At 41.4% G+C, this 15370-nt stretch carries 13 protein-coding genes; 3 read left to right on the top strand and 10 right to left on the bottom strand.

From position 1 onward, the window contains the following. The first annotated feature begins 39 nt into the window (after positions 1 to 39). Positions 40 to 1203, top strand: a complete 1164-nt coding sequence (locus tag AC5FEC_RS01140) for a tyrosine-type recombinase/integrase (protein WP_493661025.1) — start codon at positions 40 to 42, stop codon at positions 1201 to 1203. Positions 1204 to 1356: 153 nt separating this feature from the next. Here AC5FEC_RS01140 and eno read toward each other — a convergent pair whose 3' ends face one another. Beyond that, positions 1357 to 2661, bottom strand: a complete 1305-nt coding sequence (gene eno / locus AC5FEC_RS01145) for a surface-displayed alpha-enolase (RefSeq protein WP_037617231.1) — start codon at positions 2659 to 2661, stop codon at positions 1357 to 1359. Between the two features lie 191 nt (positions 2662 to 2852). Here eno and AC5FEC_RS01150 point away from each other — a divergent pair, with 191 nt between their 5' ends. Both AC5FEC_RS01150 and AC5FEC_RS01155 read left to right on the top strand, forming a co-directional pair. Next, positions 2853 to 3311: a DUF1694 domain-containing protein gene (locus AC5FEC_RS01150; RefSeq protein ID WP_493661026.1), complete on the top strand. Its 459-nt coding sequence runs from the start codon at positions 2853 to 2855 to the stop codon at positions 3309 to 3311. Further along, the gene (locus tag AC5FEC_RS01155; RefSeq protein ID WP_493661027.1) at positions 3308 to 3646 is read left to right on the top strand and encodes a nuclear transport factor 2 family protein; all 339 of its coding nucleotides are present in this window, start codon (positions 3308 to 3310) and stop codon (positions 3644 to 3646) included. Before AC5FEC_RS01150 ends, AC5FEC_RS01155 begins: the two co-directional genes overlap by 4 nt. Here AC5FEC_RS01155 and AC5FEC_RS01160 read toward each other — a convergent pair. The 9 genes from AC5FEC_RS01160 to AC5FEC_RS01200 form a co-directional block, all read right to left on the bottom strand. Beyond that, complete coding sequence (locus AC5FEC_RS01160; RefSeq protein ID WP_493661028.1) at positions 3643 to 4764, bottom strand: glycerate kinase; 1122 nt, start codon at positions 4762 to 4764, stop codon at positions 3643 to 3645. The two genes, AC5FEC_RS01155 and AC5FEC_RS01160, sit on opposite strands and share 4 nt — an antisense overlap. Before the next feature lie 8 nt (positions 4765 to 4772). Continuing rightward, the gene (gene serB, locus AC5FEC_RS01165) at positions 4773 to 5420 is read right to left on the bottom strand and encodes a phosphoserine phosphatase SerB (protein ID WP_037617076.1); all 648 of its coding nucleotides are present in this window, start codon (positions 5418 to 5420) and stop codon (positions 4773 to 4775) included. Positions 5421 to 5519: 99 nt separating this feature from the next. Next, positions 5520 to 7244, bottom strand: a complete 1725-nt coding sequence (gene ezrA / locus AC5FEC_RS01170) for a septation ring formation regulator EzrA (RefSeq protein ID WP_304948138.1) — start codon at positions 7242 to 7244, stop codon at positions 5520 to 5522. Positions 7245 to 7330: 86 nt separating this feature from the next. After that, on the bottom strand, positions 7331 to 9280 hold the full coding sequence (gene gyrB, locus AC5FEC_RS01175) for a DNA topoisomerase (ATP-hydrolyzing) subunit B (RefSeq protein ID WP_493661029.1): 1950 nt from the start codon (positions 9278 to 9280) through the stop codon (positions 7331 to 7333). 1 nt (position 9281) lies between these two features. Further along, complete coding sequence (locus tag AC5FEC_RS01180) at positions 9282 to 9860, bottom strand: HAD-IA family hydrolase (protein ID WP_217472735.1); 579 nt, start codon at positions 9858 to 9860, stop codon at positions 9282 to 9284. Between the two features lie 123 nt (positions 9861 to 9983). Continuing rightward, positions 9984 to 10532 carry a DJ-1 family glyoxalase III gene (locus tag AC5FEC_RS01185; RefSeq protein ID WP_217472734.1) on the bottom strand — a complete coding sequence of 183 codons (549 nt, stop codon included), beginning with the start codon at positions 10530 to 10532 and terminating at the stop codon, positions 9984 to 9986. A 37-nt stretch (positions 10533 to 10569) separates the two neighbouring features. Further along, positions 10570 to 11802 carry an FtsW/RodA/SpoVE family cell cycle protein gene (locus AC5FEC_RS01190; RefSeq protein WP_493661030.1) on the bottom strand — a complete coding sequence of 411 codons (1233 nt, stop codon included), beginning with the start codon at positions 11800 to 11802 and terminating at the stop codon, positions 10570 to 10572. Between the two features lie 12 nt (positions 11803 to 11814). Next, on the bottom strand, positions 11815 to 12789 hold the full coding sequence (locus tag AC5FEC_RS01195; protein WP_493661031.1) for a YeiH family protein: 975 nt from the start codon (positions 12787 to 12789) through the stop codon (positions 11815 to 11817). 115 nt (positions 12790 to 12904) lie between these two features. After that, complete coding sequence (locus AC5FEC_RS01200) at positions 12905 to 15349, bottom strand: bifunctional DnaQ family exonuclease/ATP-dependent helicase (RefSeq protein ID WP_493661032.1); 2445 nt, start codon at positions 15347 to 15349, stop codon at positions 12905 to 12907. Positions 15350 to 15370: the final 21 nt, after the last annotated feature.

Below are 15370 nucleotides of genomic sequence, written 5' to 3' on the forward strand. Positions count from 1 at the left end.
ACGCGCCTTGCCTGCTGATGGAAAGAAAGGTACAAATACATGAATATCAAAGAGAAAATCAAAAAGAATGGCCAAAGAGTTTATTATGCTAGTGTTTATCTAGGAGTTGACCAACTAACGGGCAAAAAAGCCCGTACAACTGTTACTGCAGCTACTAAAAAGGGAGTTAAAGTAAAAGCGCGTGATGCGATCAATACTTTTGCTGCTAATGGCTATACAGTTAAAGACAAGCCGACAATTACAACATATAATGAGCTTGTAAAAGTTTGGTGGGATAGTTACAAGAATACAGTTAAGCCAAATACTCGCCAATCCATGGAGGGGTTGGTTAGAGTGCATTTATTGCCCGTATTTGGCGATTATAAGCTATCTAAACTCACTACGCCTATTCTTCAACAGCAAGTAAACAAATGGGCTGACAAGGCCAATACAGGCGAAAAGGGAGCATTTGCTAACTACTCCTTGCTCCATAATATGAATAAGCGTATTTTGAAATATGGCGTAGCTATCCAGGTAATACAATACAATCCAGCTAATGATGTCATCGTTCCACGTAAACAGCAAAAAGAAAAGGCTGCTGTCAAATACTTAGACAACAAAGAATTAAAACAGTTTCTCGATTATTTAGATACACTCGATCAATCAAATTATGAAAATCTATTTGATGTTGTCCTGTATAAGACTTTACTGGCCACCGGATGCCGAATAAGTGAGGCTCTAGCTCTTGAATGGTCTGATATTGACCTTGATAATGGAATTATCAGCATCACAAAGACACTTAACCGATTTCAGGAGATTAACACACCTAAATCAAAAGCAGGTTATCGGGATATACCAATAGACAAAGGTACATTGCTCATGCTCAAGCAATATAAAAATCGCCAACAAGTGCAATCATGGCAACTAGGCCGATCTGAAACGGTTGTATTCTCTGTATTTACAGAAAAATATGCCTATGCTTGTAACTTACGAAAGCGCCTTAATAAGCATTTTAAGGCTGCAGGAGTAACTAACGTATCATTTCATGGTTTCCGCCATACACATACTACTATGATGCTCTATGCTCAAGCTAGCCCGAAAGATGTTCAGTACAGATTAGGTCATTCTAATTTGATGATCACTGAAAATACTTATTGGCATACTAACCAAGAAAACGCCAAAAAAGCTGTCTCAAATTATGAAACAGCTATCAGCAATTTATAAATAATAAGGGTGACCCATTTTCGGGCTACCCTCTTACTATACCAAAAATTAGTAGGGGTAGTAAAAAGGGTAGTAAAATCAAAAAAGCACTAAGGGAAAACGCCCCAAAGTGCTTATTCTAAAGGCTTTATAGCCCCTAATCCCATAAAGAGATTATTTTTTCAAGTTGTAGAATGATTTCAGTCCACGGTATTCAGCTACTTCACCAAGTTGATCTTCGATGCGAAGCAATTGGTTGTATTTAGCGATACGGTCTGTACGTGAAAGTGAACCAGTCTTGATTTGTCCAGCGTTAGTTGCAACTGCGATGTCAGCGATTGTTGAATCTTCAGTTTCACCTGAACGGTGTGATACAACAGCAGTATAACCAGCTTCTTTCGCCATTTCGATAGCGTCGAATGTTTCAGTAAGAGTACCGATTTGGTTAACTTTGATAAGGATTGAGTTAGCAGCACCTTCAGCAATACCTTTTTCAAGGTAAGAAGTGTTTGTTACGAAGAAGTCGTCACCAACCAATTGAACTTTGCCGCCAAGACGTTCAGTAAGAGCTTTCCAACCGTCCCAGTCATTTTCATCCATACCATCTTCGATAGTGATGATTGGATATTTGTTAACCAATTCTTCAAGGTAGTCGATTTGTTCTGCAGCAGTACGTACAGCAGCTCCTTCACCTTCAAATTTAGTGTAGTCGTAAACTTTACGTTCTTTATCGTAGAATTCTGATGATGCACAGTCAAATCCGATAAATACGTCTTTACCTGGAACATAACCAGCAGCTTCGATAGCAGCAAGGATAGTTTCAACTCCATCTTCAGTTCCTTCGAAACGAGGAGCGAATCCACCTTCGTCACCTACAGCTGTTTCAAGACCACGGCCTTTAAGGATTTTCTTAAGAGCGTGGAAGATTTCAGCACCCCAACGAAGAGCCTCTTTGAATGTTGGTGCACCAGCAGGTACGATCATAAATTCTTGGAAAGCAATTGGAGCATCTGAGTGAGAACCACCGTTGATGATGTTCATCATTGGAGTTGGAAGAACTTTAGTGTTGAAACCACCAAGGTAGCTGTAAAGTGGAACTTCAAGGTAGTCAGCAGCAGCACGAGCTACAGCGATAGACACACCAAGGATTGCGTTCGCACCCAATTTACCTTTGTTTGGAGTACCGTCAAGAGCGATCATTGCACGGTCGATAGCTTGTTGATCACGTACGTCGTAACCAATGATAGCTTCAGCGATAACGTTGTTCACGTTGTCAACTGCTTTTTGTGTACCAAGACCACCGTAACGAGATTTGTCGCCATCACGAAGTTCTACTGCTTCGTGTTCACCTGTAGAAGCTCCTGAAGGAACCATACCACGTCCGAAAGCACCTGATTCAGTATAAACTTCTACTTCAAGTGTTGGGTTTCCGCGTGAGTCGAGGACTTCGCGAGCGTAAACATCAGTAATAATTGACATTTCTGACTCTCCTTATTATTTAAAATTATTTACTAGTCTATAATACCGTAAAAACGCTTTTTTTTCAAGGAAAAATAGTATCTTTGCTTGAAAAATCACAATTTTTAACTTGCAATCGATTACATTGTTTGTTTTGGAGTATTTATGTGTTTTAACAGAAGAAATTAATTTATTTATGCTATACTAAAGATATGGCAGACTTTAATAAAATTATCATGGAAAAATCTCAAGGGAATGCTAAGTTCAATCCTGATGAACAGCGTAAATTTCTGGAAACTTTTGAAGAGCGGGTGATAGGCTACTGCTCTATTTCTGATGCAAACTCTTCTATTATGAAGCAGCATTTTAAAGAGATAGTAGCTAACATCACGGAAAGCTACCAGCCCGTCACAGTTAAAATCTCTCCTGAAGTCGAATCCAGCTACCAAGTCTTTTATCTCAAGACAGCTAAAGAGCTGAGTTGTGAGGCAACCATCGTCTCTGCCTTTTGCCAATCCTCGCCTTTTGGATTGGTCATCCACAGCAATTATCCTGTTGATGTTGAAGAAAAAGATTTGAGTAAACAGTTTGCTAATGTGCTCCACCCGGTAGAAAATAAAAAATCTGCAAACAAAAAAACTTCCTTTTGGAAAAAATGTTTAAATAGATGACAAATTTAGAAAAATTATTTGCCTTTTTTGAGGCAGAAAATCAGCGTAATTGGGACATTTATCAAACTTTTTTAGACGAGCATGTCGTCTGGGAGCTACATGGAGACTCCCCAGAAATCATCCAAGGAAAAGAACTCTACCTCCACAGGATAAAAGAGGCCTATCAAGACAGTTCCGCCCAGTTTAGCTGCCAACACTATTACACCAATTCCGAGCAAAGTCGGATTCTAACAATTTTGCTCAATGATTGCGGTGACCTATCCTGCGATATATTTGAATTTGCAAACGGCTTAATTGTCAAAGAAATCGAATACTTACTGAAAAAAGCGGATTAAATTCCGCTTTTTTTGATTGCTAATAGGTTGCCAATATTGCGAGCAGTACGAACTAGATTTTCCCTCGCTCGACCTAAAGTTGCATCCAAATCCGCCACTTGCGAGATAATTGGAAAAGCTGCCTGAATATTTTCTGTAGGAAATGGAGGCAAATCATCTGCTAAGCTACCGCAAATCGCAAGAACAGGAATCTCTTTTGGCGTCCGCCTTGCTACTCCAACTGGCGCCTTTCCTGCCAAGGACTGCCTGTCCATACGGCCCTCACCGACAACAACTAAGTCCGCTTGCCCAACTCTGCGGTCAAAATCTAGCAAATCCAGACAGGTACCAATTCCAGAAGCGACTTTTCCATTGGCAAATGTGACCAGCCCTGCTGCCATACCACCTCCTGCGCCAGCACCAGCTTGGGTAAAAATCTGTGGATTGGCCAGTTCATAGAACTTCCTCATTTCCTGATCGACAGATGAAAGAAGCCATTCAGACAGGCCTTTCTGCCGTCCAAAGATATGAGTCGCTCCTTGCTGACCACATAAAGGATTGGAAACATCTGTCAAAATTTCGATTTCAATGTCATTCAAGCAAGTTGGAACATGTTCTCCAGAAATCCGAGCAACTCTCCCTAGAGAAGAACCAACTGGTCGGAGCTGATGATTGTTTTCATCAAAAAATTCATAACCTAAACCGGCTGCCAGACCTATCCCACCATCATTCGTTGCCGAGCCTCCAACACCGACCAGAACCTTTTTGACACCATTTTCCGCTAAATGGAGAATCAGCTCTCCTAGACCTCTGGTTTCTAAGCCTAAAGGATTGCGTTTTCCCTCGGGAATTAAAGCAAGTCCCACCAAATCGGCCATCTCAAAAAGGGCTAGCTGGCCTTGTCTAGCATATTTCATTTCTACCGATTGGCCAAAAGGTCCAGTTACCCAGTGACGAAACTCTTTTAGCTTCATAGCAGAAATCAAGGCAGCCACAGTCCCCTCACCGCCATCTCCAATAGGCAGCAAGTCAAAAGTCGCCTCTGGCAAGGCTTGGGAAAATCCTTCTTTCAAGGCTTCTGCTACCTGAACAGCAGACAAACTTTCCTTAAAAGAATCCGGTGCTAACAAAATATGCATAGCGCCTCCTATTTTTTCTTAGCATCCAAAATATCAATCACTTGGTAGAGATCGTAAACATTGATTTGATAAGGTGCTTGCTCTCTTACAATTGGCTTGGCATTAAAAGCAATTCCGATACCTGCTATTTGAATCATAGGCAAATCATTGGCGCCATCCCCCATGGCAATGGTTTGATTTAATTCCAAATTATTATCTTGAGCCCATTCTTTCAGCATCTGAACTTTAATATCTTTGGTAACAATATCTCCCAAAACTCGACCGGTCAGGAAACCATTTTTACTTTCCAAGCGATTAGCTTTTACATAGTCAATCCCTAGCTGCTCAGCCAGCCTATCCACCGTTTCATGGAAACCGCCTGAAACCAAGCCAACCTTGTAAGCACGCTCATGTAACTCATCAACTAATTTTTTAGCACCGGGCGTGAAATGAATTTTCTCAGCTAGTTGAGAAAAGATGGTTTCTGGGAGGCCTTCCAAGAGTGAAACCCTTTCTCGCAAGGCTGCCTCGAAATCCAATTCCCCGCGCATGGCTCGCTCTGTGATAGCAGCCACTTGCTGCCCCACTCCTGCTTCTTCTCCCAGCAAATCAATGCCCTCTTCCATGATGAGAGTGCTGTCTACATCCATTACCAATAGACCTTTGACCTGACTCATTTTCTTACCTCATATTTTCTGTAATTTTTTGTATTATACAGGATTTTTACCGACAAAACAAGCAAGATTGCAAAGAAAAAAGTTCCCGAAGGAACTTTCTTAGAAACGAATATTTTCACGTGTTTTTTCGTATGAGGTAGCAAAACGGTCTGAAACACCTGGTTCAACAAGATCCAAGGCCTTTGAAATGATATCTAGAGATTTTGCATAATCAAATTCATGTTCAAAAACATAGAGAGATTCGTTGAAAGCTGCTTGAACATTGTCGTCAAATGAGCGATAACGGTTGGAATATTGCAGCAGCTGCTCTGTCAAAGTTGAGTTTTGAACAATTTGATAAGTCTCAGACTCCAACTCATATATATCATTGGTCAGAATTTCCAGCCAACGGTTGACTGATTCAATATTTACACGTTTTTCGTCAAGCTCTCTTACAAGTTCTTCAATGTTGTTACTTGTTGAAAAGAAGATTTCAAGAAAAGATTGTGGAATGCCTGGTAAATTCCGTTTTTCCATAAATCGCTTGATAGTGTGTAATTTATTGGCATAAATATTTACCTTCTGACGAGCATTGGCATCATCTTTTTTGATCTCAGCAAGCTCCTCTCCAAGCTCAATCTGTTCGTCTTCAATTTCTTTCAGACGCTCTTGAATACTCTCTAACTCTTCACGAACAAGTGAATAGGCTTGCTGGGTTTCTGAAGAATCTTCTACAGCTCCGAGAACAACCTCTTCTTGAGCTGACAACTCTCCTTGAAGGTCTTTGATATGGGAAATTTCTGCTTCCGATAAGAGGAAAGACCGAGAAAGGCGCTCAATTTCTTTTTGAAGTTGCTGATTATTTTCTTTTGTATGGGCAAGATAGCTTGGAAGATTTTTTACCAGCTTTTCCACGACTTTATGCGCTTCAATTTCTTGAGTGAAGATTGAGTAGAGGGCTGAAATTTCCTCTTGTGCCTGTTCGTTTTCATACTGAGCGTTATCTAACTCCAGAGATGATACATTGGCTTCGTTGCGTTTTAAAGCCGCATGCAACTGTTGAAAGCGAGATTCAAGATCCGTTTCAATGAAGTGATAACCTGAATCCAACAACTTGCGGTAACCTGATTCCAAATCTTCTAATTGATCTGGCAAGGTCTCCGTTAATTCTTTCACAATAGCTGGAATTCTCTCAACAATATGCGTCAAGGCAAGGATATGATCTTCGGTCTTATCTAGGATTTCTGCTGCTTCTACTGGATCTCCTGATGAGTTGAGAGTGACAAATTGTGAAAATTCAGATTCGATTTTTGCTAATTGTTTTTCAATTTCTGGAAGAGACTGGCCATAAGCCTCTGCATCTTCGGCAACTGTAACCTGCAATTTTTCAAACAAATCTAAAGCATGAAGTACTCGGCCGCTGTTTTTTGATTCTTGCTTGCCTAATTCTTCTAGGGCTTGTCGAATTTCCTTGATATCATCGTCAATTAAATCAATCTGACTTTCAATATTACCAATTGCATGTTTGGCCTTCATAAAGCGGAATGAATTATTGTAGCCTTCCGCTTCAAAAAGATTATTTTCAATATCAGCAAATGAGTTTAAGGATAAATCAACCCATTTTTGGTTCCATTCGCGGAAAGCTACCTGACTTTGCCCAATCAAATGCATATTTTTTACTGCTTCAACTTCATCATTTACTGGAAGATTATAGAGTTTCTCTTTTCTTTCTTCCAATTTTTGAAGTAAAGCTTCATTTCGTTTTCTCATCAATACTGCTGTTACATAGCCTAAAATCAAAAGCACAGCTACTACAATAATGAGAATAATTAGTCCATTAGACATATAAAACTCCTTCATTTTGTTACTTTAAAACAAACATATTGATTATATCATAATTTTATTCATAATTGTTAGTTTTTCTGATTTTTTTAGACATCAAGCGTGCTATATACAGCATTTTCTTCGATAAATTCACGACGAGGTTCAACACGGTCACCCATCAACATATCAAAAATCTTATCTGCTTCTGCTGCATCATCGACAGAAACCCGCGCCATCAAGCGATGTTCAGGGTTCATGGTCGTTTCCCACAGCTGATGGTCATCCATTTCTCCCAGACCTTTGTAACGCTGGATAGTTGGCTTTGAGCGTCCTTCGCTGTAACGGGCCAGAGCTGCTTGCAATTCTTCTTCTTGGTTAGCACCAGGCTGGATGTATTCTTTGACATCACTTCCGACCTTGACACCATAGATTGGTGGCTGAGCGATATAGACATAGCCTGCTTCCAGAACCGGCTTCATATAGCGATAAATCAACGTCAAGAGCAGAGTCCGAATATGGGCACCATCTACATCGGCATCAGTCATAATGACTAATTTTTGGTAACGGGCTTTGCTGACATCGAAGTCAGCTCCGAAGCCAGTTCCCATAGCGGTAAAGAGACTGCGGATTTCTTCATTAGCTAAAATCTTATCCATGCTGGCTTTTTCAACGTTGAGGATCTTCCCTCGAATTGGCAAAATAGCCTGAAATTCACGGTTACGGCCAGACTTAGCTGAACCACCCGCTGAGTCTCCCTCCACGATGAAAAGTTCTGTTTCCTGTGGATTATTGGACGAGCAATCGGCCAATTTACCTGGCAGATTGGAAATTTCCAAGCCAGACTTCTTACGGGTTACTTCCCGAGCTCGCTTGGCAGCAATTCTCGCCTTGGAAGCCAAAATTCCCTTTTCTACGATTTTTCGAGCCACCGCAGGATTTTCCAAAAGGAAATCTGAGAAAGCTTCGCTAAAGAGACGATTGGTAATCTTGACCACTTCGCTATTGCCCAACTTGGTCTTGGTTTGCCCTTCAAACTGCGGATTCGGATGTTTAACAGAAATAACAGCTGTCAATCCTTCACGGACATCTTCACCCGTCAGATTATCTTCGTTTTCCTTGAGAAGTTTGTTTTTCTTGGCGTAGTCATTGATAACCCGCGTCAGAGCCGCGCGGAAACCCTGCTCATGTGTTCCGCCCTCGTGGGTGTGGATGTTATTAGCAAAACTCATCACTGTTTCATGATAGCCAGTCGTATACTGCATAGCCACTTCAACCGTAATGTCATCCATTTCCCCATCTGTATAAATCGGCGTTTCAAAGATGACATCTTTATTTTCATTGATGTACTGAACGTAACTAGAGATTCCGCCTTCATAGTGATAATCCTTGCTTTGTTCCAGTCCTTCTCGTTTGTCTGTAATGGAAATTTTTAGACCACGATTGAGGAAAGCCAATTCTTGGACACGTTTATTTAATTTTTCAAAGTCAAATTCTACTGTTTCAGTGAAAATCTCTGGATCTGGTATGAAGTGAACTGTCGTACCTGTACGATCTGTCTCACCAATGATTTCTAGGTCAGCGACTACTTGACCACGACTATATTCTTGGTAATGAATCTGGCCATTTTTATAAACGCGGACATCCAGATGAGTGGACAGGGCATTTACAACGGAAGAGCCAACCCCGTGCAGACCTCCTGAGACCTTGTATCCGCCACCGCCGAATTTTCCTCCGGCATGAAGGACAGTAAAGACAGTTTCCACGGCCGGCCGACCTGTTTTTTCCTGAATATCCACTGGGATTCCACGGCCATCATCAACCACCGTAATCGAATTATCTTTTTCAATAAAGACTTGAATATGTGTGGCGAAGCCAGCTAAAGCCTCATCAATCGAGTTATCTACAATTTCCCATACTAAGTGATGCAGACCTTCTTTAGAGGTCGAACCAATATACATACCTGGGCGCATCCGAACGGCTTCTAAGCCTTCTAAGACCTGAATCTGACTGGCATCATATTCTTGCACTTGCATGTCTTGTTGCTTTTCTTCTGTCATATTATTCCTTTTCTAGTTCAATATCTACAAATTTTTCAAGATTTTTCATATCATCAAAGAGATAGGTTGCAAATCCTGCGGCTTGTCCAGCTTCGATATCAATCGGCCGATCCCCGATAACCAGTCCAGACTGAATCTGATACTTGTCTTTTAAATACAGCATGGACTCAGGATCCGGCTTTCGTTTAAAGCCATTACCAGATGTCACTACTTCCGTAAAATAAGCACTGATTTGCGTCTTTCGCAAAATTTCTAAAACCTGATCATCTCGGTGGGAAATCAAAAAATTTCTGCCACCTTGCTGGATAATCTGGGCCAATAATTCTGAAGCACCATCAAATAAAATCGGCTGTTCCAATTCTTTGGCCTCATTAGCTTTATAAGTCTTTAAGAAATCCTTGTTTGTAGGGGCAAATTGGCGGACTGCATAATCGGTAGAGACCTTGAGAGCCTTATAAACTTCATCATGACTCGCGTGCAGACCAAAATCTTGCAATGTATGGACAAAAGCTGCGGTCGAAGTTTCATAATTATCCAAGAGAGTCCCACCTAAATCCCAGATGTAATCTTGATAATTCATACCCTTTATTATACCATATTCTTCACAAAAAAGGGGGTATTATCTCTGACAGAAAAGCATATTTTCAAGCATTTTTCACCAAGTCAGATAGAAAAAATTCACCCGAAAATCGAGTGAATTGTCTTAATTTCCAAAAACATCTTTGAAAAGCATTCCTGTTGCCAATTGATCCGCATCTCCTCCTAGCTGGCGAACCAACTCATAGGCAAAAGGCAAGGCCGTTGATGGCCCGCGGCTGGTGATTAGCTTTCCGTCTACGACAACGGTCTGCTTAAGATAGCTACCATTTTCAATTGCCTCTTCCACCCCATCGTAGCAAGTGAAATTTTTATCATTTAACAGACCTGCTCGATCAAGGGCAATGGGGGCCGCACAGATAGCCGCGACAAATTTGTCTTCTGCTTGAAATTCCTTTAAAACGTTCATCAGACGATTGTCATCGCGTAGATTCGTCGACCCTGGCATCCCGCCTGGAAGAACGACCATATCATAAGCAGATAAATTCCCATTCCAGACTTGATCAGCTTGGACAGAGATCTGGTGAGAACCAGTCACCGTCTCCTCAAAACCAATCATATCACAGACGAAGCCTGCTCGACGCAATACGTCGACAACGGTGAGGGCTTCTATTTCCTCAAAGCCATTGGCTAACATGAGAGCTACTTTTTTCATATGAAACACCTTTCTAGGATACGAATGTACCCACTTCTTATTTTATTTTTCTAAGTACAACTTTTTTACGGATAGAGGGCGTTCTCTCTCGCTTCTCCTCTGCTAGACTATTTTGATAAGAGACCGAAAGCAATAGACCGACTCCAATAAGATTGCTAATGATAGAGGAGCCTCCCTGAGAGATAAAAGGGAGCGGAATCCCCGTCAGAGGCAAAATACCTGTCACAGCTCCAATATTTTCAAAAATATGAAAGAGCAGCATCATAATCAGACCAGTTGAGATATAAGTATAAAACTGATTGTTAGATTTGATGGTAATCTTGAGCATTCGGTAAATTAGGACCAAATAAATCACAATCACCAAGGTAGAGCCAAGAAAACCAAAATCCTCCGCAATCACTGTGAAAATCATATCACTTTCACGGACAGGAACAAGGAGATTGGAGACATTGAAGCCTTGACCTATCAAGCCACCGCTGCCAATGGCAATCTGTCCCTGTGCCTGCTGATAAGTCGTCGTCTGAGCATATTCAAAGGGGTGGAGCCAAGCTAAGATACGATTAATCTGATAAGTCGGCATCCCTAAATTATGCAGAAAAGCACGACCCCCAGCGGAAATAAAAATAAACATGAAAGCAGTAAAGAGAAGAGTCGCAGACAAGAAAATCGGCAGGATAATCTTCCAAGAAACACCAGACAAAAGAACAATGCCGCAGTAAATAGCAGCAAAGACTAGCGCTGTCCCCAAATCACTCTGTAAGGTCAAAAGAAACAATACAGGCAAGGTATAAAGCCCTAATTTAAAAATCAATAGAAAATCTAACCTTATGGTTCGCTCTTCCTTCTTATGCTGCTGCATAAAATTCACTACAACCCTCGACAGCATTAAAATATACGAGATTTTCATAAACTCAGACGGCTGAAAGAGACTGACACCGTGGATAGCTACCCAATTTTTCGCACCTGTGGAGGCAACTAAGCTGTCACTGTAAAAAATCAGCGGTAGAATCATCAGCCCCAAACCAAAAACATACAAATAAGGTGTAATCAGCCAGAGAAATTTCGTATTAAAAAACATGATGATGAAACTAATCAAGAAACCAAGGAAAATCCAGGCAATTTGCTGACCTACAATCGTTCCAACTTCTTTTGGATAATCATGGCTAACTGCTATATAAATAGCCGTTACACCAATCGAAAGCAGAAGCAAAACTGGTAAAAGCAGGCTATAGTCAATTCGTGACTCAAATGTTCTTTTTTGTGAAAGCATAATTCTCCTTTCTTACAAAAAATATTGGATAATCAAGCTAGAGACTGCGACGCAGAACCAAGCAAAAGCTCCGGTTAATAAAGGCCCAGCTCCAGCTTCTTTAAATTGCTTAAAGGAGACCTTGGCTCCAATCCCAGCCAAAGCCATGGCCATCAGCCATTGAGACAAGAGTTTTGTGTAAGGAACTAGCTCTGACGGGAAAATTCCCAAACTGCTCACTACAGAAGCCAAGACAAACCACAAAATAAACCATGGAAAAATTTTTTTCAAGTCCACTTTTTGCGCTGACCGCTTACCTCGGACATATCGATAACCCGCAAAGATAAGGCAGGCGGGTACAATCATCAAAGCCCGGCTTAGTTTGACAATGGTTGCCAAATCACCCGCTGCCTGGCTATAGGTATAACCTGCCGCAACAACTGACGAAGTATCATTGATGGCCGTTCCTGCCCAAGTTCCAAAATAGCCATCGGACATCTGCATAAGGTGGCCCAGAAAAGGAAAGATGAAAACAGCTAAAATATTGAAGAAGAAAATCGTTGAAATAGACAGAGCGATTTCCTCTTCCTCTGCTTCTAGAATGGGCGAAGCTGCTGCAATAGCGGAACCACCGCAGATAGCTGTTCCAAAACCAATCAAAACGGTTAAAACCCGTCTCATCTTAAAAAATTTTCCAGCTGCATAAGCTGCGAAAAAAGCAATCAAAATGGTTAAAATACTAATCTTCAAAGAAGACAAACCTGTTGCTGAGACCTTGCCGATTGACATGGAAAAACCTAAAAAGATAATGGAATATTGAAGCAGCTTCTTTCCTGAATAGGTCAGGCCCGGCTGAAAAGAATCCGGAATTTTCAGGAAATTACTGAGCAAAATTCCTAACACAATCGCAAAAACACTGGAACCAATCAGCGGAAACCAATTCCCTAATATAATGGAAACAGCTGCCATCCCAAACGATAAAGCAATCCCTAGTACATATTTTTTCATGTTATAACCTTCTTCCTATTCTTATCATTATAACAGATTTTTGGCATAGCTAGCCGACAAAATATGAAAACATTTAGAAAAACAGCCAGATAAAATTGACTGTTTTCAAGAAGTTCTAGTCGAAAAATTCTTTTAATTCCTTTAAAATATCCAGCTGTGAAAGCATTTCTAAAGACGCCAGCTGGTTCAGATTTTGCTGGATTTGCCGACCGTAGCGCTTGGTTGAAATACGATTATCCAAAAGAATGATAGCCGACTTCTGGTGTTCATTGCGACGGGTTCGCCCCATGGCCTGCTTCAATCGTAAAATAGCTGACGGCAACTGATAATCGTAAAAAGGATTTTTTCCTTCTACCTTCAAATGATGATTGATTTTTTGAACAAAGAAATCTTTGGGATTATCAAAAGGAATCCGCGTGATGAGCTGAATGATTTGCTCTTGCTGAGCAAAATCCGCTCCTTCCCAGAAACTGCCTGCTCCTAACAAGATGGGCGCCTCTCCTTTGTCAAAACGACGCTTGATATTGGCTGGCTCGCCATTCTTATACTGGGCCAAATGCGGCAAGGTCAGCTGGTCTGAAGTGGCCAACAATAAATCTTTGGAGGTAAAGAGAACCACCATCGGCAAATTCAGTGGAGCCAAGCTCTCCAAGCTTGCAACAATCCTCTCAGCGTATTCCTGCGTTGATAAATCCACCACATCTGGAAAATCTAGATCTAAGAAAAGTTTCTGCAGGGGCTTCTTTTGCTGAGGAAGTTTATAAAAATGATAATCCTCAAAACCTAGTAATTGAGGCAAATTCACCTTGGAACTAATCTCTAAAGTAGAGGAGACCAAGATAACCTTGACGGTATCAGGCAGGAAATCCTTAAATCTCATGAGTTCTGAGCGCCCAGCATGAAGACTAGTCAGCTTATAATCTGCAAATTGTTCCTCCGTTAGCCAATAGTATTGGTACTTGGCTGAAAACAGCTCACTGAGTTCTGGTAGCAAGTTCTTATCCAGCTCAAACACATCCTGACGCAACTTAACTAACTTATGTGAATCCAGCTCACTGCTCTTTCCCCGATGATTTTCGGCAGCATCTGCTAGCTCAAATTGGATGCTTTGCAAGAGACGTTCTTGTAAAATCCGTTTTTCTGTCTGCAGGGCTTGGCTGATATTTTGCACTTGCTTGGTCAAATTGACACTGGTCTGCGAGAAACTTTCCAAAGCAAAAAACATTTTCTGAGCCTCGTCCACTACCAAAATCCGATTGTCCAGCAATGACTGGTCATCTTCTAAGCGCGTTAAAAGATAAGCATGATTGGTAATCACGACACGACTGCTAGCTGCCTTGACCTGTCCCAGTCGCCAAAAATCCTCTTCATAAAAGAGCGAATGCTTACTTAATTTCCCATCATGGCGTATCTGGCTAAAGTAAGACTCAAAACGATAAGCCTGGCCGATTTCGTTTAAATCACCAGTCTCCGTCTCTGTCAGCCAAACCAAAAGCTGCATTTTGCAACGATTAATAAGTCGATTATCGTCCAAGACCGATAGACTTTGATAAAAATGATCTAATTTCAGATAGTTTTCTGGACTTTTGAGATTATGAAAAGAAATATGAAAAACTTCTTCTAAGAGTCGGCCTTCCTTTTGCATCAGCTGGTCCTGTAAAATCTTCGTCGGAACAGTTACCAAGACTCTTTCCCGATTATGAGCCAAAATAGGCAACAAATAGCCAAAGGTCTTGCCAAGCCCTGTCTGGGCCTCCAAAAAGCTAGCCGCAGTCTGACTAAGCGCCTCAGTCACATACTGCGCAAATGTCAGCTGGTCGGGGCGCTCGTCCAGCCCCAACAGATAAAGGTTGGTCAGAAAGTCCTGCGAAAGTTTCTTTTCCGCCTGCAAGCTTCTCGGCTTTTTTAAAAAGATACCGTGCGTCTCCTGCAAAGCCTGACCAGAATAGTCTGGCATCGACTGAAAAATCTCTTCGATCGCTAGCCGTGACTCATAGATGAGACTATCGGAAAATTCCAGCACTTTCTCCAGCAAAGTTTTTGGCAGTCCTGCCATCTTTTCCTGGATTTTTAGAAATAGCTGAGCTGTCGCCTGAGCATCTGCCAAAGCTGTGTGAGCATTTTCCAGAGGAATTTCCAGAAGCTCGCACAGATTTCCCAAGGCATATTTATCAAATGTGGGGTAAAAAACTTGAGCTAGTTCAACCGTGTCCACTCTAGGAGTCAACAACTCAAAGCCTTCCCAAAAGAGAGCCTCCGCTAGTAAATTGGCATCAAACTTGACATTATGAGCGACAAAAATCGCGTCCTCAATCAGTTCATAAACCTCACGGGCAACCTGTGAAAAATCCGGAGCTTGGCGCAAGCGCTGATCATCCAGTCCCGTCAGCTGTTTAATATGCTCATCCAAGTCCTCATGTGGATTAACATCTGTTTCATATGTTTGGCAAATCACCCCGTTTTCAATGATGACAATGCCGATTTGAATAATTTTTGCATTGCTGCTCGCACTTGTAGCCTCCAAGTCGATGACAGCATATTTATAGTTAGATTGTGTCATACTGCTATGATTATATCACAA

This window comes from Streptococcus sp. STC1396, from assembly GCF_058933875.1.

What these genes read in the sequence shown, in the direction of transcription:
- serB (WP_037617076.1), bottom strand. Translation starts at nt 5,420, where the DNA reads ATGAGTCAGGTCAAAGGTCTATTGGTAATGGATGTAGACAGCACTCTC.
- gyrB (WP_493661029.1), bottom strand. Translation starts at nt 9,280, where the DNA reads ATGACAGAAGAAAAGCAACAAGACATGCAAGTGCAAGAATATGATGCC.
- AC5FEC_RS01190 (WP_493661030.1), bottom strand. Translation starts at nt 11,802, where the DNA reads ATGCTTTCACAAAAAAGAACATTTGAGTCACGAATTGACTATAGCCTG.
- AC5FEC_RS01200 (WP_493661032.1), bottom strand. Translation starts at nt 15,349, where the DNA reads ATGACACAATCTAACTATAAATATGCTGTCATCGACTTGGAGGCTACA.
- AC5FEC_RS01150 (WP_493661026.1), top strand. Translation starts at nt 2,853, where the DNA reads ATGGCAGACTTTAATAAAATTATCATGGAAAAATCTCAAGGGAATGCT.
- AC5FEC_RS01185 (WP_217472734.1), bottom strand. Translation starts at nt 10,532, where the DNA reads ATGAAAAAAGTAGCTCTCATGTTAGCCAATGGCTTTGAGGAAATAGAA.
- AC5FEC_RS01160 (WP_493661028.1), bottom strand. Translation starts at nt 4,764, where the DNA reads ATGCATATTTTGTTAGCACCGGATTCTTTTAAGGAAAGTTTGTCTGCT.
- ezrA (WP_304948138.1), bottom strand. Translation starts at nt 7,244, where the DNA reads ATGTCTAATGGACTAATTATTCTCATTATTGTAGTAGCTGTGCTTTTG.
- AC5FEC_RS01140 (WP_493661025.1), top strand. Translation starts at nt 40, where the DNA reads ATGAATATCAAAGAGAAAATCAAAAAGAATGGCCAAAGAGTTTATTAT.
- AC5FEC_RS01195 (WP_493661031.1), bottom strand. Translation starts at nt 12,789, where the DNA reads ATGAAAAAATATGTACTAGGGATTGCTTTATCGTTTGGGATGGCAGCT.
- eno (WP_037617231.1), bottom strand. Translation starts at nt 2,661, where the DNA reads ATGTCAATTATTACTGATGTTTACGCTCGCGAAGTCCTCGACTCACGC.
- AC5FEC_RS01180 (WP_217472735.1), bottom strand. Translation starts at nt 9,860, where the DNA reads ATGAATTATCAAGATTACATCTGGGATTTAGGTGGGACTCTCTTGGAT.
- AC5FEC_RS01155 (WP_493661027.1), top strand. Translation starts at nt 3,308, where the DNA reads ATGACAAATTTAGAAAAATTATTTGCCTTTTTTGAGGCAGAAAATCAG.